Source organism: Rhizobium sp. LARHSG275 (genome assembly GCF_052871115.1).
Genome location: NZ_JBIXJN010000003.1, coordinates 211,494 through 229,971 on the forward strand (window position 1 = coordinate 211,494; position 18,478 = coordinate 229,971).

General features: G+C 62.2%; 16 protein-coding genes, 1 tRNA gene and 1 pseudogene. 12 read left to right on the top strand and 6 right to left on the bottom strand.

Annotated features, from left to right (window positions below; all coding sequences use genetic code 11):
• Positions 1-167 precede the first annotated feature (167 nt).
• On the top strand, positions 168-1,388 hold the full coding sequence (locus ACIPSK_RS04875; RefSeq protein WP_162116049.1) for an aminotransferase-like domain-containing protein: 1,221 nt from the start codon (positions 168-170) through the stop codon (positions 1,386-1,388).
• Positions 1,389-1,695: 307 nt separating this feature from the next.
• Here ACIPSK_RS04875 and ACIPSK_RS04880 read toward each other — a convergent pair whose 3' ends face one another.
• The 3 genes from ACIPSK_RS04880 to ACIPSK_RS04890 all read right to left on the bottom strand — a co-directional run bounded on the left by ACIPSK_RS04880 (position 1,696) and on the right by ACIPSK_RS04890 (position 5,998).
• Positions 1,696-2,739 carry a DUF2278 family protein gene (locus tag ACIPSK_RS04880; RefSeq protein ID WP_162116050.1) on the bottom strand — a complete coding sequence of 348 codons (1,044 nt, stop codon included), beginning with the start codon at positions 2,737-2,739 and terminating at the stop codon, positions 1,696-1,698.
• Between the two features lie 202 nt (positions 2,740-2,941).
• A complete protein-coding gene (locus tag ACIPSK_RS04885; RefSeq protein ID WP_018074245.1) occupies positions 2,942-4,000 on the bottom strand; it encodes an aldo/keto reductase in 1,059 nt (352 codons plus the stop codon).
• A 99-nt stretch (positions 4,001-4,099) separates the two neighbouring features.
• Positions 4,100-5,998 carry a CASTOR/POLLUX-related putative ion channel gene (locus tag ACIPSK_RS04890; RefSeq protein WP_162116051.1) on the bottom strand — a complete coding sequence of 633 codons (1,899 nt, stop codon included), beginning with the start codon at positions 5,996-5,998 and terminating at the stop codon, positions 4,100-4,102.
• A 207-nt stretch (positions 5,999-6,205) separates the two neighbouring features.
• On the opposite strand from ACIPSK_RS04890, the pseudogene ACIPSK_RS04895 reads away from it, so the two are divergent.
• The 3 genes and pseudogenes from ACIPSK_RS04895 (at position 6,206) to ACIPSK_RS04905 (ending at position 9,925) form a co-directional block, all read left to right on the top strand.
• A pseudogene (locus ACIPSK_RS04895) lies at positions 6,206-7,183 on the top strand (ABC transporter substrate-binding protein).
• Positions 7,184-7,190: 7 nt separating this feature from the next.
• Positions 7,191-8,885 (top strand): ABC transporter permease, encoded by a 1,695-nt coding sequence (locus tag ACIPSK_RS04900; RefSeq protein WP_162116052.1) that lies wholly within the window; start codon positions 7,191-7,193, stop codon positions 8,883-8,885.
• A complete protein-coding gene (locus ACIPSK_RS04905) occupies positions 8,873-9,925 on the top strand; it encodes an ABC transporter ATP-binding protein (RefSeq protein ID WP_162116053.1) in 1,053 nt (350 codons plus the stop codon). The genes ACIPSK_RS04900 and ACIPSK_RS04905 overlap by 13 nt, the downstream gene beginning before the upstream one ends.
• 20 nt (positions 9,926-9,945) lie before the next feature.
• Here the strand turns inward: ACIPSK_RS04905 and ACIPSK_RS04910 are convergent, their stop codons facing one another.
• Complete coding sequence (locus tag ACIPSK_RS04910; protein ID WP_162116054.1) at positions 9,946-10,308, bottom strand: DUF4189 domain-containing protein; 363 nt, start codon at positions 10,306-10,308, stop codon at positions 9,946-9,948.
• A gap of 177 nt (positions 10,309-10,485) precedes the next feature.
• Here ACIPSK_RS04910 and ACIPSK_RS04915 point away from each other — a divergent pair, with 177 nt between their 5' ends.
• From ACIPSK_RS04915 to ACIPSK_RS04935, 5 genes are all read left to right on the top strand, one after another.
• Positions 10,486-11,595 carry an endonuclease/exonuclease/phosphatase family protein gene (locus ACIPSK_RS04915; RefSeq protein WP_162116055.1) on the top strand — a complete coding sequence of 370 codons (1,110 nt, stop codon included), beginning with the start codon at positions 10,486-10,488 and terminating at the stop codon, positions 11,593-11,595.
• The gene (locus ACIPSK_RS04920) at positions 11,592-12,362 is read left to right on the top strand and encodes an NUDIX hydrolase (RefSeq protein WP_162116056.1); all 771 of its coding nucleotides are present in this window, start codon (positions 11,592-11,594) and stop codon (positions 12,360-12,362) included. The genes ACIPSK_RS04915 and ACIPSK_RS04920 overlap by 4 nt, the downstream gene beginning before the upstream one ends.
• A 164-nt stretch (positions 12,363-12,526) precedes the next feature.
• Positions 12,527-13,438 (top strand): PhzF family phenazine biosynthesis protein, encoded by a 912-nt coding sequence (locus tag ACIPSK_RS04925; protein ID WP_017964976.1) that lies wholly within the window; start codon positions 12,527-12,529, stop codon positions 13,436-13,438.
• 204 nt (positions 13,439-13,642) lie between these two features.
• Positions 13,643-13,718, top strand: a tRNA-Lys gene (locus ACIPSK_RS04930).
• A 142-nt stretch (positions 13,719-13,860) separates the two neighbouring features.
• On the top strand, positions 13,861-14,157 hold the full coding sequence (locus ACIPSK_RS04935; RefSeq protein WP_162116057.1) for a hypothetical protein: 297 nt from the start codon (positions 13,861-13,863) through the stop codon (positions 14,155-14,157).
• A 189-nt stretch (positions 14,158-14,346) separates the two neighbouring features.
• On the opposite strand, the gene ACIPSK_RS04940 is transcribed toward ACIPSK_RS04935, so the two are convergent.
• Positions 14,347-14,667 (bottom strand): hypothetical protein, encoded by a 321-nt coding sequence (locus tag ACIPSK_RS04940; protein ID WP_162116058.1) that lies wholly within the window; start codon positions 14,665-14,667, stop codon positions 14,347-14,349.
• A gap of 262 nt (positions 14,668-14,929) precedes the next feature.
• On the opposite strand from ACIPSK_RS04940, the gene ACIPSK_RS04945 reads away from it, so the two are divergent.
• Entirely contained in the window at positions 14,930-15,232 is a 303-nt protein-coding gene (locus ACIPSK_RS04945; protein WP_162116059.1) for a hypothetical protein, read from the top strand.
• Between the two features lie 239 nt (positions 15,233-15,471).
• On the opposite strand, the gene ACIPSK_RS04950 is transcribed toward ACIPSK_RS04945, so the two are convergent.
• Complete coding sequence (locus ACIPSK_RS04950) at positions 15,472-15,804, bottom strand: hypothetical protein (protein WP_162116060.1); 333 nt, start codon at positions 15,802-15,804, stop codon at positions 15,472-15,474.
• A gap of 390 nt (positions 15,805-16,194) precedes the next feature.
• On the opposite strand from ACIPSK_RS04950, the gene ACIPSK_RS04955 reads away from it, so the two are divergent.
• Together ACIPSK_RS04955 and chrA are read left to right on the top strand one after the other, a co-directional pair.
• Entirely contained in the window at positions 16,195-17,010 is an 816-nt protein-coding gene (locus tag ACIPSK_RS04955; protein ID WP_162116061.1) for a chromate resistance protein ChrB domain-containing protein, read from the top strand.
• A gap of 1 nt (position 17,011) precedes the next feature.
• Entirely contained in the window at positions 17,012-18,433 is a 1,422-nt protein-coding gene (gene chrA / locus ACIPSK_RS04960) for a chromate efflux transporter (RefSeq protein ID WP_162116062.1), read from the top strand.
• Positions 18,434-18,478: the final 45 nt, after the last annotated feature.

Consider the following 18,478-nt stretch of genomic DNA (forward strand, 5'->3'; position numbering starts at 1 on the left):
GGAATAATCGCTTGATGGGGCTGACATCGAGCAGCAGATTCTGGATCGAGCGCCTTGATATCGGATGGCGTCTACACTTGTCACCATGACAAGAAAATAGGTCAGTATTGTTGACATAATTTCCGCGGCATGATTTGTCGGCGGTATAGAAAAAACGAGGAAACTCCATGCTGAACTGGGACACCATGTTTGCGTCGCGCTCGTCGCGCATGCGCGCATCCGAAATCCGCGAGCTCCTGAAGCTTCTCGACCGGCCCGACATCATCTCCTTTGCCGGCGGCATTCCTGATCCGGCGCTGTTTCCGGATCGAGAGTTCAAGCAGGCCTATGCCGATATCTTCGACGGCGCGGCCGTCAATTCGGCGCTGCAATATTCGGTCAGCGAGGGCTACAAGCCGCTGCGCGAATGGCTGGTCGGGCAGATGGCGGCTCTCGGCATCCCTTGCGAGCTCGACAATGTCTTCATCGTGTCCGGTTCGCAGCAGGGTCTCGATTATCTCGGCAAGCTCTTCCTATCGCCTGATGACACCGCACTCGTGACATGGCCGACCTATCTCGGCGCGCTGCAGGCCTTCAACGCCTATGAACCAGCCTACGACCAGCTGACGCCGAACGGTAATCGGACGCCCGAGTCCTACCGCGCGGCCGCTTCCGCTGCCGGCGGCAAGGTGAAGTTCGCCTATCTTTCCGCCGACTTCTCCAACCCGACTGGCGAGACCGTCGATCTCGACGGCCGCAAAAAGGTCCTGGCACTGGCAGAAGATCTCGACATCGCCGTCATCGAGGATGCGGCCTACCAGTCGCTGCGTTACGACGGCGATCCGATCCCGCCGATCCTGGCGCTCGAGATCGCCGAGAAGGGCCATATCAACGATACGCGCACGATCTATTGCGGCAGCTTCTCGAAGACGCTGGCACCCGGTCTTCGCGTCGGCTTCATCGTCGCCAACGCGCCCGTCATCCGCAAGCTGGTGCTGATGAAGCAGGCGGCCGACCTGCATTCTTCGACGATCAACCAGATGGCGATATCAGATGTCGCCGAGCGCGGCTTCGATGCGCAGGTCGCCAAGATCAAGGCCGCTTACAGCAAGCGCCGCGACTGCATGCTGGCCGCACTTGACAAATACATGCCGGAAGGCACCAGTTGGACGAAGCCGGAGGGCGGCATGTTCATCTGGATCACGCTGCCCGAGGGCATGGACGGCGCCAAGCTGCTGGCGAAATCACTCGAAACCGCCAAGGTCGCCTTCGTGCCCGGCAAGGCGTTCTTCGCCGATGGTTCGGGCGCCAACACCTTCCGCGTCAGCTTCTCCTGCGCCAACGAGCAGATGATCGAAGACGGCATTGGCCGCCTGAGCGCGCTGATCTCGGCCGAAATCGGCGGCTGACGTGAGAGGTTGAGTAGAGGGCGTGCCGTGCGGCCCCCTCATCCGACCCTTCGGGCCACCTTCTCCCCGCTGGGGAGAAGAGGAAGCAAGCCGTAAGCTTTCGCTTCCATAACGAACGCTTTCGAGGAGGCGAGGCGTTGCCGCGAATGTCTTCTCCCCAGCGGGGAGAAGGTGGCGGCAGCCGGTTGAGGGGGTGAGCGGCAGAGAGCCGCGAATGCAATCAGCGCAGGCGAAGAGCAACATGTGGCACAAGCCATACAGCTCCCTAGGCTCCCCCGTTATGCAAACCAGCCAGCCAGAACGCCGATCAGAAGATCGTCGTCCAGCCTTCGTTCGCCGTCTCGCTCTTGCCGTAGCCAACTCGGTCGGCCACGGCGCCGTCGGCATTGCGCAGGATGATGTCGCCGCCCCTGTTGGCAAGCTGCGGGCCACCGGCTGCGGCATCGAGCGCTATGGTCCGCAGTTCGCCGGCGCTAAGCGATCCCGACAGCGTCTGGGTCCTGCCGTTTTCGTCCTCCAGCTTCCAGCCGTCGAGCGATGCCTCCATGTCGGAACGGTTGACGATCGTCACCGTTTCGGCCTCGGTGCCGCCTTCATCGTTCACCGGGTTGATCAGCGCGGCGACGATGCGCAGCGACGAGGCGACGATCGGCTGCGGCCGGCGTGTGCCTTCGCCGCGGCCCTGGCCGCCGCGGCTGTCCGAAACCGGATGACCGGTCGTCGCATCGGTGTTCCAGTTCTGCGACTGGAAGCAGAGGAAGATCGCCGCCCATTCGTCGGTATCGTTGAAATGGACGAGCAGGGCGCCGTCCTGGTTCGGCCCGTTGGTGGCCTTGAAGCTGCCGCCGTCGCCCTGGTTCATGTGGATGTCGTGGATGCCGTTGCCCGGTTCGAAGTCGAAATATTGGTCCGGCTTGTCGTTCTCGGGCCCCCAGGCCTCGCCGAAGGCGTAGAAGTGCACGTCGGAATCGACAATGCCTTCCTGGACGATCGGCTCGATGAAGTCACGCAGGTCGTTCTTCGGGCCGGTGAGCTGAAAGGGCGCGACATTCATGTCCTCGCGCTCGATCAGCCCGCCGCGGACATAGTCGATGGCAAGCTCCGGACGGTCCTTGCGGATGTCGGTCAGGCCCATTGGCAGGGCTTCGAGCACCTCGGTCAGCGCCGGGTGCTTGAAATCGACGATATTGGCGTAGAGCAAGTCGTGCGGCGATTCCTTGGAGCGGACGTTGAGCGCGATGCGGTAGCTGACGCCGTTCGCCTCAATGCGGATCTCGATGTGCGGATCGTTGTCGTCGTCAAGAGCGAGTGCGCTCGCCGTACCCTTCAGGACCTTGTAATTCTTCAGCATGGAGAACCTCGCGGGAGCGGCGGGGTCTTACGATAACACGGCGAAAGCGCATCTTTTGTGACGGCTAAAGTATGGCGCGATCTTTCAGGTTCGCCTGCCACACTTTAGGTCTTTGATTGAGCATGTCGTGGTCGCGAAACCGCTGCACACTTTCGCGCGACATGCTTTGTCTTCCGCCGTGCAATGCCGGATCCGCTATCGCCTATTGCTGGAGATGCGGGCCGAAAAGCTCCAGGTCGGCTTCACCAAGCCTGTCGCTAACCGTGTTCAGCTGATGCCAATAGGGATAGATCACCGGCGGCAAGCTGACCGCGTCGAGGCGCTTGCGTTCGTCGTCCGTGAGTTTCAGCTCGGCAGCGGCGATGTTGTCGCGGAACTGGGCTTCGGTGCGGCCGCCGATGATGACCGAGGTCACGGCCTTGCGGCCGATCAGCCAGGCGAGCGCCACCTGTGCCGCCGAAACGCCGCGCTCTTCGCCGATCGCGACCAACGTCTCGACGATATTCCAAAGGCGGTTCTCGTCGCGGATCGGCGGTTCGGTCCAGCCGGCGAACTGGCGCGTGCCTTCGGGGGCTGCCTGGTTGCGGCGATGCTTGCCGGAGAGCAGGCCGCCGGCGAGCGGGCTCCAGACCAGCACGCCGAGACCCTGGTCGATCGAGATCGGCAGCAGCTCGTATTCGGCGTCGCGCGCTTCCAGCGTATAGTGGATCTGCTGGCTGACGAAGCGCTGGTACCGGTGCTCGTTGGCGATGCCAAGCGCCTTCATGATGTGCCAGCCGGAATAATTCGAGCAGCCGACGTAACGCACCTTGCCCTGCCTGATCAGGGTGTCGAGCGCTTCCATCGTCTCTTCCAGCGGCGTCTGGCCGTCCCATTCATGGACCTGGTAGAGGTCGATGACATCGGTCTTCAGGCGCTTGAGGCTCGCCTCGCATTCGCGGATCAGGTGGTAGCGCGACAGGCCTTGATCGTTCGGGCCGTCGCCCATGCTGAAGCGGGCCTTGGTAGCGAGCAACACGCCCTGCGGTCGCTTGCCGCCGAGCACATCGCCGATGATGTTTTCGCATTCGCCTGATGAATAGGCATTGGCAGTGTCGATCAGGTTGATGCCGGCATCGATGCACATGTCGATCATCTTGCGCGCCTCGGCGACGCCGAGGTCGCCGACGGTCTTTGCCCAGCCGACGCCACCGAAGGTCATCGTGCCCATGGTCAAAGTCGAGATCTTCAGGCCGGAACGGCCGAGCAGACGATATTCCATTGAAATTCCTCCCTCATCGAAATGTGAGTGACGTAGCGCAAAGCACGGCAATGGCAAATTGCCGCGCGTTCACGCCTGCGTGAACTCTCACACGCGGGTTCACTGGCGGGCGAGGATGATCAGGCGATCGGCTTCGGCAAAGGCCAGAAGATCCGATTTCCCGGGATTGACGACGACGCCGGAAAGATTGCGGGCGTCGGCTTCTCCCTGCCGCTGCCGTTGATAGCCGATCGCGACCTCGCCGCGGCGTAGCGCCGCAAGGCAGATCGTATAGAAGGTCAGCGGCTTGTCGATCGAAACATAGTCGGTGACGGGGCGCATGTAGATTTCCGAGCCGTCCTCGTCGAGCAGTTCGTCGAAGATCGCCGCCATCTGGCCGTTCTCGGAGGCCTGCGCCAGCATCAGGCTGACGAGCTTGTTGCTGACGACGAAATCGTCGGCGCGGGTGACGGCGGCAAGCTCACGGTTGCGCACGTCGATCATCTCGCTGACGATGCCGATGTGGCGGCCGGTCTTCTCGGCGATCCGGCGTAGCTGCAAAAGGGTGACGAGCGTGCGGGTGTCGGCGGGCTGTGCGGCCATGTGGTCGGAGTAGCCGAGCACAAGCACGTGGTCGTAGGCGGGAATATCGAGGTCGTCGAGTTCGGCGCGGCTGCTGGTGTCGGTGAGGCGGCAGGTGACCGCCATGTTGTCGCTCGCAAGCGTCAGGCCACGAACCTCCTGTTCGATATCGGGCGTGTCGGCGGCGATGGTGAGTTGCGAACCCGGGGCGACATAACGCGACAGCTCGCGGGCGATGATCGGGCCGCGGCGATTCCAGCCGAGCATCAGCGTGCGCTCCGCCTTTGTCTCGCGTGTCACTGGAGCCCGGATCACCTCCTTGTCGACACGCATCTCGGCGGCGGCGCTTTTGATGGCGGCATCGTCTTCGGCGATGATGATGGCGCGCTCGCCGGGCAGGAAGATGCGGCTTGCCGGCGGGTTGAGATGGACCGCACCCTCGTTGTCGCAGAAGCCGATCAGCGTCGAGGTCTCGTACATCATCACCGCGGCGCCGAAGCTTTTACCGGAGAGTTCGGGCTGCTCGAGCGTATAGATCTCGCAGCCTTCGAAATCGAGCAGTTCGGAATAGACGCCTGACAGTCCCGACTGGCGGCTGGAATGGGCGACAATGCGCGAGATCAGGTCGTCGGCAAGCACCAGTTGCAATTCCTTGCCGCCGACGATGCGCGCCACCTCGGCATTCCTGGTGTCGCGGATTTCGGCGGCGATCTGGTAGGGCTCCTTGCGGCGGCCGGGATCGTTGACGAGGGCGAGCACCGTCTTGATGACTTCGGAATCGGCATGGTCGCCTTCCGGCGACAGCACGATGATCGAGCGCGAGGTGTGCGGGTTGACGATGTTGATGTCGTAAAGATCAGTCGGATCGCCGCTGCGGCAGATGATACGGGTGTTCCTGAGACTTTCGATCTTGTCGGCAAGCTCGTCCTCCATCTCCACCTTGTCCTTGGCGGCCATGATGACAATGCGCGGGCGGCGCCGGCTGGTGTTGGCAATGACAAGTTCGGAGATGACGTCGAAGATTGAAGGCGACCAGTTGAAGATGATCGTATGGTCGTTTTCGAGCACCTGCGAGCGGCCCTTGCGCAGGTCATCCAGCTTTTCCTCGATGCCGGAACTCAGCACGCCGATCAGGGCCGAGAAGACGAAGATGCCCGATATGGTGACGACAAGGGAGACGCCGCGGAAGGGCCAGCCGATATCACCGCCCATCGTGCCGGCGTCCATGGTGCGCATCAGCGATTCCCAGGCACCCTCGACGAAGCTCATATGCTCGCCGCCGTCGGGCGCAATGCCCGTCAGCGCCAGCAGCAGACCGGCAGCGATGATGACGACCAGCGATATCACCGCCAGCCAGCCGATCAGGGCGATCGGGCCGGCGGCCATGCTCTTGTCGAACTGGTAGCGCAGGCGCGCGCGCCAGGGTGTCCGTCTCATTCTTGCCATCCCCTCGAATCGGCCCGGATCGGGCCGCGTTCACAGGCGATTCCAGAAATCGGGGGGGCGATCAACTATATTGTCGGCAGGGCAGGCGAACCACCAAGGAAGGTTGTGGGAATGGCGCCGCGGCGGCTGCGGCGCCCTGTCACATCTCTGTCAACGACCCCCAATAAGGGAGGGGTATCGAAATCGAGGATCTTCCCCATGAAAACCATCGTTTCCGCCGCAGCGCTTCTCGCCGCGAGCCTCTTTGCCATTCCGGCGTCCGCCGCAAACCTCGTTCTCTACACCAGCCAGCCGAACGAAGACGCACAAGCGACGGTCGACGGCTTCATGGCTGCCAATCCCGATATCAAGGTCGACTGGGTTCGCGACGGCACGCCGAAGATCATGGCCAAGCTGCAGGCCGAGATCCAGGCCGGTAACCCGGTTGCCGATGTTCTGCTGATTGCCGATGTGGTGACGCTGGAGCGCCTCAAGGAAGACGGCAAGCTCATGGCCTACAAGTCGCCGGAAGCTGCCCAGTATGATGCAGCCCTTTATGACGCCGAAGGTTACTACTATTCCACCAAGCTGATCACCACCGGCATCATGTACAATACCTCGGCTGCCATGAAGCCGGCGAGCTGGAAGGACTTGACCAAGTCGGAAGCCAAGGGCCTCGTCACCATGCCGAGCCCGCTCGCCTCGGGTGCGGCCCTGATCCACGCCCAGACGCTCACCGCCGTTCCCGGCCTCGGCTGGGATTTCTACTAGTCGCTCGCGGAAAACGGCGCAATCGCGGCCGGCGGCAACGGCGCCGTGCTGAAGTCCGTCGCCTCGGGTGAGAAGGCTTACGGCATGGTCGTCGATTACCTGCCGATCCGCGAGAAGGCGAAGGGCGCTCCCGTCGAGTTCGTCTTCCCGAGCGAAGGCGTTTCGGCCGTCACCGAGCCGGTCGGTATCCTTGCCAGCACCAAGAACGCCGATGCCGCTAAGACGTTCGTCGATTACGTGCTCTCCGAAAAGGGCCAGGAAGGCTTCCTGAAGCTCGGCTACATCCCGGCCCGCAACGGCATGAAGCTGCCGGAAGGCTTTCCGGCGCGAGACACCATCAAGATCCTGCCGATCAAGGCGGCCGAAGCGTTGAAGAATACCGATCAGGATCTCAAGACCTTCTCGGGCATCTACCGCTCGAACTGATCCTTTCATGCACGGATACATCAAAACCGGAAACAGCCAGCCCGCCTGGCTGTTTCCTTTTGTCGTCATCATCGTCCTGATGCTCAGCGTGCTGCCGCTCGCCCGTCTTGCCATGGTCGGGATCGCGGCTTTCGCCAATGGCGGCGTGATGACGGTTCTGAGCGAACCGTCACTCTGGTCGGCGACCTATTACACTGTCGTCACCGCTATTCTCGGCACGATCATCTCGCTCGTCATCGGCTGCCTCTTTGCCTTCCTGCTGACGCTGACCGATATCCGCGCCAAGGGGCTGCTCAGCTTCTTCTTCGTGCTGCCGATGATGATCCCCCCGCAAGTGACGGCGCTTGCCTGGGTACAGATGTCCGGTCCCTCCAGCCCGCTGTTGAAGGCGCTGCATATCGCCCCGCCGCTCGGCTCGCCGCAGCCGCTTTATTCGGTAGGAGGCATCGCACTGCTCTATGGCGTGCAGCATGCGCCGCTAGTCTATCTGGCGCTCCGGGCCGGGCTGATGACGCTGCCGCGCGACGGGGTCGAAGCCGCACGGCTTTCCGGCGCTTCCAGGCTGCGGGTGTTCCGCGACATCATTCTGCCCCTGTCGCTGCCCGGCATCATAGCGGGCGCGGCAATCTCCTTCGTCTCCTGCACCGGCAATTTCGGCATTCCCGCCATTCTCGGCATTCCGGCCTCGATCTTCACGCTGCCAACGCTTGTTTTCACCAAATTTTCCGCTTTCACCAGCCGCACCTTCGGCGACGTCGCCGTGCTCTCCGCAATCATCGCCAGCATCTCGGTCGTCGGGTTGATGATCCAGGACCGGGCGCTGCGCGGCCGCGACTACCGCGTCATCGGGTTATCCGGGGCGAGTGCGGCCTTCGAACTCGGTGCCTGGCGCCTTGTTTTCACACCGCTCGTATGGGCGATCCTGTTCTTCATGCTGGCAGCACCCTTCTTCGCGCTTGTCGCCGGCGCGCTGGTGCCGGCCTATGGCGTGCCGCTCACCTTTAAAACCATGTCGCTGCATGCTTTTGAGGAGATCCTGTTTCGGCAGGCGGTGACGCGCACCGCCTTCATCAACTCGCTGTCACTTGCCGGCGCGACCGCGCTTTGTCTCCTCGTGGTGACGATGCTTGCGGCCTATGCGCTGGCACGACGCAGGGATCTGGCTTCCCGCATCGTCTCGAGCCTGATCGAGATACCCTATTCATTGCCCGGTATCGTCATCGCGGTCTGCTTCATCCTGGTGTTCGCAGCACCGATTCCAATCCTGCACGTCTCGCTCTACGGCACGATCTGGATCATCCTGATCGCCTATTTCTCCTCCTTCTTTGCCGTCAGCCTGAAGCCGGTGGTCAGCGCCTTCCACCAGCTCGATCCGGCGCTGGAAGAGGCGGCGCGGCTTTCCGGGGCCGGCTTCTTCCGCCGGCTTTTCGATATCATCGTGCCGCTGATTGCGCCCGCCGCCGGCGCGTCGGTCATCCTCGTCTTCCTGATCGCCTGCAACGAGCTGACGATTTCCGCGCTGCTCTGGTCGGCCGGCACGCAGACGCTCGGCGTCGCCATCTATAATCTTGACGACAGCGGCAGCTCCGACCTTGCCTCGGCGCTTTCGGTGCTCGTCGTCCTCATGGTCATCGTGCTGATGTTGTTGCTCGAAATTCTGGCGAAACGGCTGCCGAAAGGAGTGGTCCCATGGCGAGGCTGACCCTCAACCAGCTCGGCAAGGATTTTGGTACAGGCCGGGCCGCCGTCAGCGGTTTTTCGCTCGAGGTGCGCGAGGGCGGCTTCCTGGCGCTGCTCGGGCCTTCCGGCTGCGGCAAGACGACGGTACTGCGCATGATCGCCGGTTTCGAGACGCCGAGCGACGGCTCCATCCATCTCGGCGAGCAATTGCTTGCCGATGCCGCGCAGTCGCTGCCGCCGGAAAAGCGCAACATGGCGATGGTCTTCCAGTCTTATGCGCTTTGGCCGCATATGAGTGTCGCCGACAATGTCGGCTATCCCCTCAAGGTGCGCGGCATTTCGGGCGAGGCCTACCGGACGAAGGTGCGCGACGCGCTCGGCATCGTGCGGCTTGCCGACTATGCCGAACGGCCTCCAGACGATCTCTCCGGCGGCCAGCGCCAGCGCGTCGCGCTCGCCCGCTGCCTGGTGACATCACCCGACGTGGTGCTGCTCGACGAGCCGCTCGCCAATCTCGACCGGCATCTGAAACAGGAGATGGAGGAGACTTTTCGCGAGTTCCACCAGCGCTCGGGCGCAACGATGATCTACGTCACCCACGACCAGAGCGAGGCGATGGCGCTCGCGACCGACGTCGCCGTCATGTCGGAAGGGCGGCTGCTGCAGGTGGCGGCTCCCGTCGAGATCTACGCGCGGCCGGAAGGACGCATCGTCGGCGGGCTGATCGGGCGAGGCGCGATCGTGTCGCTGCCGCGTGCTGCTGGTGACAACAGGGCGCTGGATTGGCAGGCGCTGGAGCCGATGTTTGCTGGCACTGTTACCAGGGCAGCCAACGGCGACAGGATTGATGTCCTCGTCCGGCCGGAAGATGTTATGGTCTCCGGCGAGAATACCGCCGGCGAGGGGATCGCGGCGATGGTCGAGTCCGTGCTCTTCGAGGGCGAGCGTTATGCGCTGAAGCTCGTCCTCACCGACAATCAGGTGCTGCGGGCCTATGCCCGTTTTCCCGTCCGGACGGGTGACAGCCTCAGGCTATCGGTACGCGCGGCGTGGCGGCTTTGAGACGCCGTGCCCCGCCAAAATCATTCGCTGCCGGAACATTGCCAGCGGATGACGCGGCAGCCGCCGGTTTGCCGGTTGCAGCTGCCGATCGCCTGGCGCTGGGCCTCGCGGCCATCATAACCCCAGCCGGAGCCCCAGCCGCTGCGACGGCCGACGGCTACCGCGCCGCAGCCGTTTCGGAACCAAATACCGATGCGACAATCGTTGGCGCTGCTGTCGCAATTGCGTCGGGCAACGGTTTCGGCGTCGCCGCGAGTGTCATAAGCATAGGACCAGCCGGTGGCGCTCGTCGAGGGCGAGTAGGCGATGGCGCCGTAGGTATCGGCAAGGGCCGCGCCGGCGAGGGACGTCAGAACCGCAAACGATGCAAGAACCCGCCTCATGAAATGCCCCGCGCCGGAATGATGATTGCCCTCTGCGGAGACTATGTCAGCAGCCTAAGTCACAGGCAATCGCCTTCGGGGCTGTAAGCGGGGTGGTTGTCCGCATATTTCTTGGCTCCGCCATCTTTTCCTGCGGCTTCTGCTGGTTAAGTTACTCCCCGCAACCGGATCCTTCCCATGTCGCTTCGCCTGGCCACCTTCAATGTCGAAAATCTCCTCACCCGTTTCGATTTCACCGGCTTCCGCAACCAGCTGCGCCAGGACCGTGTCATCAAGCTTTTCCAGGTTTCGAGCGAGGGCGTCTATCAGCAGCTCGAGCAGGCCCGGGTGATTGCCGCCGCCGACGATACCCGGCAGATGACGGCGCTCGCGATCGCCGATGCTGACGCCGATATCCTCTGCCTGCAGGAAATTGACAACATGGCTGCCCTTCAGGCCTTCGAATACGGCTATCTCTTCCGCATGGTCGGAAACGGCTACCGCCAAAAATATCTGGTCGAGGGCAATGACAGCCGCGGCATCGATGTTGCCGTCTTGATGCGTGAGGAAACGCGCGACGGCCAGAAGATCGAGCTCAGGGATATCAGAAGCCATGCGATGACGACCTATCGCGACTTTGATCTCTTCGACGAGGACGTGGCGCTCACCAACCGTATTGACGACAAGATCTTCAAACGCGATTGCCTGGAGCTCGATCTTCTGATCGGCGGCCGGCCGTTTTCGCTCTACGTCGTGCATTTCAAGTCGATGGGCAATCCGCGCGACGGGCTGGACGGGCGGCAATCGACCATGCCGATCCGTCGCGCCGAGGCGCGCGCCGTGCGCCGCATCATCGAGGATCGCTTCGGTGCGGATCAAGCCGGCACGAAGAGCTTCGCCATCTGTGGAGACATGAATGACTATCAGGAGCGTGTCGACGTCATCGGCCGCCGGGGCACCGGCTATCGCTTCGAACATCACGACGAGTCCGAAAGCGCGCTCGACGTTTTCAGTAGCGACGGCTTTGCCGAAAATGTGGTGCGCCGCCGGGAACCTCTCGACCGCTGGACGCTCTATCACGCTCGCGGGCCACAGGAGCAGTGGCTTTGCCAACTCGACTATCTCTGGCTTTCGCCAGCACTTGCCGCCCATAATGCCGGCCGCCTGCCCGAAATCATCCGCAGCGGCCAGCCTTACCGCACCATCTTCCCGCCGGGGCAGGAGGTGGAGCGTTATCCGCGCACCGGCTGGGACAGGCCGAAGGCGTCCGATCACTGCCCTGTCGTCATGACACTGGATCTCCCATGAAAACGAATTTGAACATGAATTTTCCGAATGCCGATTTTTCCGATTTCGCCGGCTGGCCCCCGGAAGCCACGGTCTTCCCGATCGCCGGCGTGGATCTGCGCATCCTGCCCGGTCCCCATCCCTTCGCGGTCGCCGAACAAGCGGCGATCCGGGAGAACTGGGCCAGGGAGACGGCCGCCAATCCGGCGCTGTTCGATGGGCGCATGGTGTTTCAGCAGCGGCTCTCGCTCAGTGAAAACGGGATTGCGGGCGAGGGCCACGTCATTCCCTTTTCCGCCTTCATGTGGTGGCGCCGGCAGCCGCAGCGTCAGGGCGGCATTCACATCTTCGCCTATCCGGTGCTGGAAACCTCGGACGGTGCGCTTGTGGCGATCCGTATGGGCGCCCATACAGCCAATCCCGGCCAGGTCTATTTCGCCGCCGGCTCGCTGGAGCCGGAGGATATCGTCGACGGGCGCTGCGACATCGAGGCAAACATGCGCCGCGAGGTCCATGAAGAAACCGGATTGGATCTTAGGCGTTCGGTGGCGGGGCACGGGCTCTTCGCCAGCCATTCCAACCGGACGGTGACACTGTTGCGGCTCTTCCGCTTCGATATGACGGCGGACGAGATGGTCGAACGGATCGAGAGTCACATGCTCGTCGCCGAGGACAAGGAGATCGCGGGTGCAGCGGCGATCCGCTCGGCCGATCACTCGGCGCACCCCTATAATATCGCCATGCTGCCGGTGATCGACTGGTATTTCGGCAAGGCCGAGCGGAGTTGATGTATCCCCCCAAAGCCATGTAGCGTTTCGGGATAACGACATGCATCACCTAAAGATCGAAAGCGCGTCATGTGATTCCGGTTGACGTGACGCGTTTTAGCGCCTTGCACTCGTTCGCCCGGTCGGGCAGGTTGGCGGCGCGATGACGATTCAAGGAGGCCGATGTGGCGCGAAGCTACAGCGTCTATGACGTGTTCACCGATCGAAAGCTTGCGGGCAACCCGCTGGCGGTGATCTTCGACGGAGACAATCTCAGCGACGAGGCGATGCAGGCAATCACCCGCGAGATCAATCTCTCGGAGACGGTCTTCGTGCAACCTTCGACCAACCCTGCCTATGCGGCGCGTCTGAGGATATTCACGCCTGGGCGCGAGCTGCCCTTTGCCGGCCATCCGACGGTCGGCACGGCGGTTGCGCTGGCCGAACGGGTGCACGGTGCTGCGACGCGCGATCTCGTCACGGTGCTTGAGGAAAATGTCGGGCCGGTGCGTTGCGCGGTGCGGCTGAGAGAGGGTGAGGCGAGCTTTGCCGAATTCGACCTGCCGCGCAAATCGCAGCCCGCCATCATGCCGCTCGACAAGCTCGGGATCGCCGATGCGCTATCGCTGAAGGTGACTGAGATCGGCTTCGAAAATCACGTCCCGTCGGTCTGGAGCGCCGGCGTTCCCTTCCTGCTCATTCCGGTGCACGATGTCGGAGCCACGCAGCGAGTGGAATTCGATCCGCAACTCTGGGAAAAGATCGTGCCCTTCGTCGATGGCGCGCTTGCCTCGGCCTATGCCTATTGCCGCGGCGGCGTCAACCACGTGGCGAAGTTCCATGCGCGCATGTTCGCCAGCGGCATGGGTATCGTCGAAGACCCGGCCACCGGTTCGGCGGCGGCCGCACTCTCCGGCGCCATCCACCATTTCGACCGACTGACGGACGGGCATCACCCGATCATGATCGAGCAGGGCGTCGAGATGGGCCGGCCGTCCTTCATCCACCTGCATATCGATGTCGACGCGGGAGCGATCTCCAACGCGCGGATCGGCGGCCAGGCGGTACGGCTGGCCAGCGGCACGCTCGACCTTTGATTTCACTGGCGCTGAGGACGCTCTATCACTTTGAATCGGCGCATAATCCTTCCCAAAAATCGATTCCGATTTTCGGGCTTCTGCGCTGTATTTCAGCCATGCCGAAAAATCTTCGCGATTAACCAAAGAAATTTCGCCTATGCGCTGGACAAGCCTGCCGATCCTGTTTATACGCCCCGTCACACCGCGCAGCCAAGCGCGAACGGGTGATTAGCTCAGTTGGTAGAGCAGCTGACTCTTAATCAGCGGGTCGTAGGTTCGAGCCCTACATCACCCACCAAATCTCTTGAAAAGATTGATATATTTGAAATCAGGCCGGATTTTCCGGCCTGCTGGAAGCGGGCGACATTGCTAGCCTTGCCCAAATGACTGGTCGCAGTGATCTGTGCGCGCTAGTTTCCCTCACACACTGGGAGGGTCCCATGAGAAGCGTCATTCTAGTCGTTGCCTTGTCTCTGCCGTTACCGGCCTTTGGCGCAGGCGTCATGAACGTCAAAGCGAGCGAGCATAGCTGCAGCGAGCTTGCTCAGATCATTCGCCAGAACAAAAAGGTCTTTGTTCGCATCGGTTTCGGCGGCCGCAGTTTCCGTTATCCGCCCGCCCAGTGCAGTATGGGTGACAAGCGCACCACGACCAGTTTGCGCGATGGCGAGGGAAAGCAATGCATCCTTGATTATTCCTGCGTCTTCGACCCCGCGTCGCCCTATAACTTTCCCTAGAACGGGATGATTTTAGGCCGGGTCGGCCTGAAATCCGGATCCTTTTCTAGATTAAAGAGTTAAAGCAGGATGTCGTCCGAAAACTGCTCACCCTTTTCGGCATCATGCTCTGGACGCTTCCGTTGTGAGAGGGAGCGAGCGGGAAGTGCGGGCGGCGGTCAACTTCAGACGGCGCCAACCGAGGTTACGTCAATCGCTGCCGCTCAGTTTCATGCCGGCGAGCCAGAGAGCGGCGACGATGAAAAACGACAGTACCGCCATCATTGCTATGGGCGGTGCGTATTCCTGGAAGGAATGCGAGGCGTTTAGTCTGGTGACGTAAATAATCACAACCACAAGTTTGATCGCGATCAGCAGGGCCAAGGTCGCGTTTTTGGCGTAACGCCTGATTTTCGGCCAATCGAAGCTTCTGGCGGGTGGCGCATCGACCTTCTGTGCTGGAACGGTCCTTGTCCGCTCCGGCTCTGCAAGGTGTCTACGCCCAAACGTCGGTTTCATGGCCGGCAGCATAGACCAAACATCTTGATGGATGGGGATGCGGCAACATCCTTGCGGAGTAGCGAAGGAGTGTCCCGTCCACCTGGATTCGCTGTCTCAAAGAGCCCGCGCGGTTGGTCGCTCATCCGACAATTTCTGTTTCGACACACGCCGTTATCGAGCGTCCCGGGAGGCAAAGGGGCAGGGCTGCTCAGATGTATAATTCGGAAGGTTTGCGGACTGGCGGCATCGGGTGCGATGCCTTAACTTCGCTCTATCACATTCAGGAGTTTCCATGAAAAGCGTTGTTCTGGCCGTCGCACTGCTGTTTCCGTCCGTCGCTCTTGCCGTCGAGGCGGTGGAGGTCAATGCCAGGGATCACAGTTGCGAAGAGCTTGCGCAGATCATCCGCAAGGACAAGGCGGTTTTTGTGCGGATGGGCTTTGGCGGTCGCAGCTTCCGCTATCCGCCGGCCAGGTGCAATCTCGGCGACAAGTATGACACCGCAAGGGTGAGGGATGCCAATGGCAAGCTTTGCCTCCTCGACTACGAGTGCGTGTACGATCCGCAGTCTTTCTATAACAGGATTCCCAGATAATCCCGATCAGGCGTTGCCAGTACGGCTGTTCGGCATGGATGACGAGGTCAAGAAAAAAGGCCGGGCGAAATTCGCACCGACCTTCCTCGATCAGTCTCGATAACGGCTGCCAGTGCCTCCGTGGTCAGCGGTCAGAGACAGATTCAGCATCCCGTAAATAGGGTTCGCTTAAATATCTTCAAGCGCTCGCGGCAGAAAAGAAGCCGGCACTGGGCCGGCTTCTGCTGGCCGGGCAGCGATTACTGCTGTGCCGGGGCAGCCGGCGGCGGAGTGGCCGGTGCTGGTGCCGGTGCGGGCGTTGCTGGTGCCGGTGCGGGCGTTGCGCTGTTATTGGTCGGAGCGATCGGCTTGGCCGGCGCCGGCTCGGATTGGGTCGTGGAGGCTGTCGTGTCCGGCGATGTGCCGGGGGTGCCCCACTGCGAATAGGCGAATGCAGCGACAGCGATCACGGCCAATGCAGCGACCCAGACAATCCACGTATTACTGCTGCGCGCGCTCGGCGTGGTGCGCAGATCCAAATTTGGGTTCAGCGGGCGGTTCGGGTCGTTGGCATTATTGGGGTCGTACGTCATGGTACTTTCTCCTCTTTCGGTCAGAGAAGAATGCCGAAGCGGGCTTTTTGTTCCGTTCTGGGCCGAAGCGCTTGTACTGATTGGGTTTTCGTACCTTCATTCGCGCTCTTCACTGGCACTTCGTGCATTCGCGGCTTTGCCACTCACCTCTCATCTGCCCGCCGGCTCGCCTGGAGGCGACCGGCAGAGACCGGGTGGAAGACCTGCCGGCTGATCGGGTGCCGTGGTGGATGGCAGGCCGCTGCCGCGGACGGCAAGCCGCCATGGCGCAATGCGCTTGACACGATGGGGTCTGTTTGCGCATGGTTCAGACATGGGGTCGCGATCACCCCACGAGGCGTCATGCTGAAGAATCGCGTCCAGTAAAACCGATCAACGGAGGGACGCGTCATGCCGTCATTTCTAGAAATCTCACCTGAAAAGCTCAGCCGCCTCATCGGGACGCCTGGGGCTCCCGTCATTATCGACGTGCGCACGGAGGAGGACTTCGCGCTCGATCCACGCCTGGTGCCGGGCTCGATCCGGCGCGCCTATGCCGATGTCGCGTCCTGGGTTGGCGGCCTCGATGCCGAAGCCGTCGTGGTGGTATGCCAGAGAGGCGGCAAGCTCAGTCATGGTGTTGCCGCCTATCTCCGCCATGTCGGGATCGACGCGGAAAGCCTCGAAGGTGGCTTCGAGGCGTGGATCGCGGGCGGACCGGCCGTGCCAGAGGAAAAGCTGCCGCGTTGCGACGTGGAGGGGCGCACCGTCTGGGTGACGCGGGCGCGGCCGAAGATCGATCGCATCGCCTGTCCCTGGCTGATCCGGCGCTTCATAGATCCGAATGCCGTGTTCCTGTTCGTGCCGGCGCCCGAGGTTTTGGCCGTCGGCGAGCGTTTCGCGGCGACGCCCTTCGATATCGAGGATGTGTTCTGGAGCCATCGCGGCGAGCTCTGTACCTTCGACGTGATGATCGAGGAGTTCGGGCTGGCGTCGGAACCGCTTCTGCGCCTGGCGCGTATCGTTAGGGCGGCGGATACCGCCAGGCTCGACCTCGCCCCTGAGGCGGCGGGCCTGCTTGCGGCATCGCTCGGCCTCTCCAGGATGTATGCCGACGATCTGGAGCAACTCGAGGCCGGGATGCTTCTCTACGACGCTTTTTTCCGCTGGTGCCGCGATGCGACCGAGGAAACCCACAATTGGCCGGCGCCAAAGAAGAGGGCATGAGATGGTTGAGATGACGGATAGTGCTCCCGGCGGCAAAATGGCGGAGGACGATGCGCAAGAAGAGCACCATCACGGCGTCTCGTTTGGCGAGGCCTTCAGGGTGTGGCTGCGCGTCGCCGCCCTGAGTTTTGGCGGCCCCGCCGGCCAGATCGCCGTCATGCACCGGATCATCGTCGACGAGAAGCGATGGATCGGTGAGCACCGTTTTCTGCATGCGCTGAACTATTGCATGCTCCTTCCCGGACCCGAGGCGCAGCAGCTCGCCATCTATATCGGCTGGCTGATGCATCGGACAGTGGGCGGTCTCGTCGCCGGCCTGCTGTTCGTACTGCCTGGGTTCCTGTCGATCCTCTGTCTCAGCTATATCTACGCGGCTTACGGCAACGTCGGCATCGTCGCCGGCCTGTTCTTTGGGCTGAAGGCAGCGGTGCTCGCGGTCGTCGTGCAGGCCGTGATCCGCATCGGCGGCCGGGCGCTCAAAAATCGCGTCATGGTCGGTATCGCGGCCGCGGCCTTCATCGCCATCTTCTTTCTGCATGTCCCGTTCCCCCTGATCGTGCTCGCCGCCGGCATTGCCGGCTTCCTCGGCGGCAGGTTCGGGCTTGCCGCCTTCCGGACGGGCGGCGGCCATAAGGCCGGAAGCGGCCCGGTGCTGTCGGACGCCGAGTCGGCGCTTGGCGAGGGCATACCGGCGCATGCGCGCCCGAATCTTGCATGGTCGCTGCGCATCTCGGCCGTGCTGCTTGCCCTCTGGCTCGCTCCGCTCGCAGCGCTTTACGCCACCTTCGGTGCTGACAACGTCTTTACCGAGATCGGCCTGTTCTTCAGCAAGATGGCGGTCGTCACTTTCGGCGGGGCCTATGCCGTGCTTGCCTATGTCGCGCAGGAAGCCGTGCAGCATTTCGGCTGGCTGAAACCCGGCGAGATGCTCGATGGTCTCGGCATGGCCGAGACGACGCCGGGGCCATTGATCATGGTCGTCCAGTTCGTCGGCTTCATGGGCGCCTACCGCGATCCGGGAGCTTTGAATCCGATGCTTGCTGCAACGCTTGCGGCGGTCCTGACGAGCTGGGTCACCTTCGTGCCGTGTTTCCTCTGGATCTTCCTCGGCGCGCCATTCATCGAAAAACTGCGCGGCAACATCGCGCTCGCCGGCGCGATGTCGGCCATAACAGCGGCGGTGGTCGGGGTCATCCTCAACCTCGCTATCTGGTTTGCTTTGCACACGTTGTTTGGCGAGGTTGCGATCGTCCACCTTGGCGGCTTGCGGCTCGATATCCCCGAGCTGCAATCGGCCGTGCCGGCGGCAATGGCGCTGTCTGCCGCCGCCGCTATCGCGATCTTCCGTTTCAAGGCTTCCGTGATCGCGACGCTGCTAGCCTGCGCGGCCGCAGGGATGCTCTGGACGCTGGCGGTGAATTAGAGCGCCGTGCGTCCTTTCGGACGCACAAAGGACGCTCTAACACTT

Excerpts from the sequence above, each read along its gene's own strand:
- ACIPSK_RS04875 (WP_162116049.1), top strand. The coding sequence starts at position 168 with ATGCTGAACTGGGACACCATGTTTGCGTCGCGCTCGTCGCGCATGCGC.
- ACIPSK_RS04880 (WP_162116050.1), bottom strand. The coding sequence starts at position 2,739 with ATGCTGAAGAATTACAAGGTCCTGAAGGGTACGGCGAGCGCACTCGCT.
- ACIPSK_RS04885 (WP_018074245.1), bottom strand. The coding sequence starts at position 4,000 with ATGGAATATCGTCTGCTCGGCCGTTCCGGCCTGAAGATCTCGACTTTG.
- ACIPSK_RS04890 (WP_162116051.1), bottom strand. The coding sequence starts at position 5,998 with ATGAGACGGACACCCTGGCGCGCGCGCCTGCGCTACCAGTTCGACAAG.
- ACIPSK_RS04900 (WP_162116052.1), top strand. The coding sequence starts at position 7,191 with ATGCACGGATACATCAAAACCGGAAACAGCCAGCCCGCCTGGCTGTTT.
- ACIPSK_RS04905 (WP_162116053.1), top strand. The coding sequence starts at position 8,873 with ATGGCGAGGCTGACCCTCAACCAGCTCGGCAAGGATTTTGGTACAGGC.
- ACIPSK_RS04910 (WP_162116054.1), bottom strand. The coding sequence starts at position 10,308 with ATGAGGCGGGTTCTTGCATCGTTTGCGGTTCTGACGTCCCTCGCCGGC.
- ACIPSK_RS04915 (WP_162116055.1), top strand. The coding sequence starts at position 10,486 with ATGTCGCTTCGCCTGGCCACCTTCAATGTCGAAAATCTCCTCACCCGT.
- ACIPSK_RS04920 (WP_162116056.1), top strand. The coding sequence starts at position 11,592 with ATGAAAACGAATTTGAACATGAATTTTCCGAATGCCGATTTTTCCGAT.
- ACIPSK_RS04935 (WP_162116057.1), top strand. The coding sequence starts at position 13,861 with ATGAGAAGCGTCATTCTAGTCGTTGCCTTGTCTCTGCCGTTACCGGCC.
- ACIPSK_RS04940 (WP_162116058.1), bottom strand. The coding sequence starts at position 14,667 with ATGCTGCCGGCCATGAAACCGACGTTTGGGCGTAGACACCTTGCAGAG.
- ACIPSK_RS04945 (WP_162116059.1), top strand. The coding sequence starts at position 14,930 with ATGAAAAGCGTTGTTCTGGCCGTCGCACTGCTGTTTCCGTCCGTCGCT.
- ACIPSK_RS04950 (WP_162116060.1), bottom strand. The coding sequence starts at position 15,804 with ATGACGTACGACCCCAATAATGCCAACGACCCGAACCGCCCGCTGAAC.
- ACIPSK_RS04955 (WP_162116061.1), top strand. The coding sequence starts at position 16,195 with ATGCCGTCATTTCTAGAAATCTCACCTGAAAAGCTCAGCCGCCTCATC.
- chrA (WP_162116062.1), top strand. The coding sequence starts at position 17,012 with ATGGTTGAGATGACGGATAGTGCTCCCGGCGGCAAAATGGCGGAGGAC.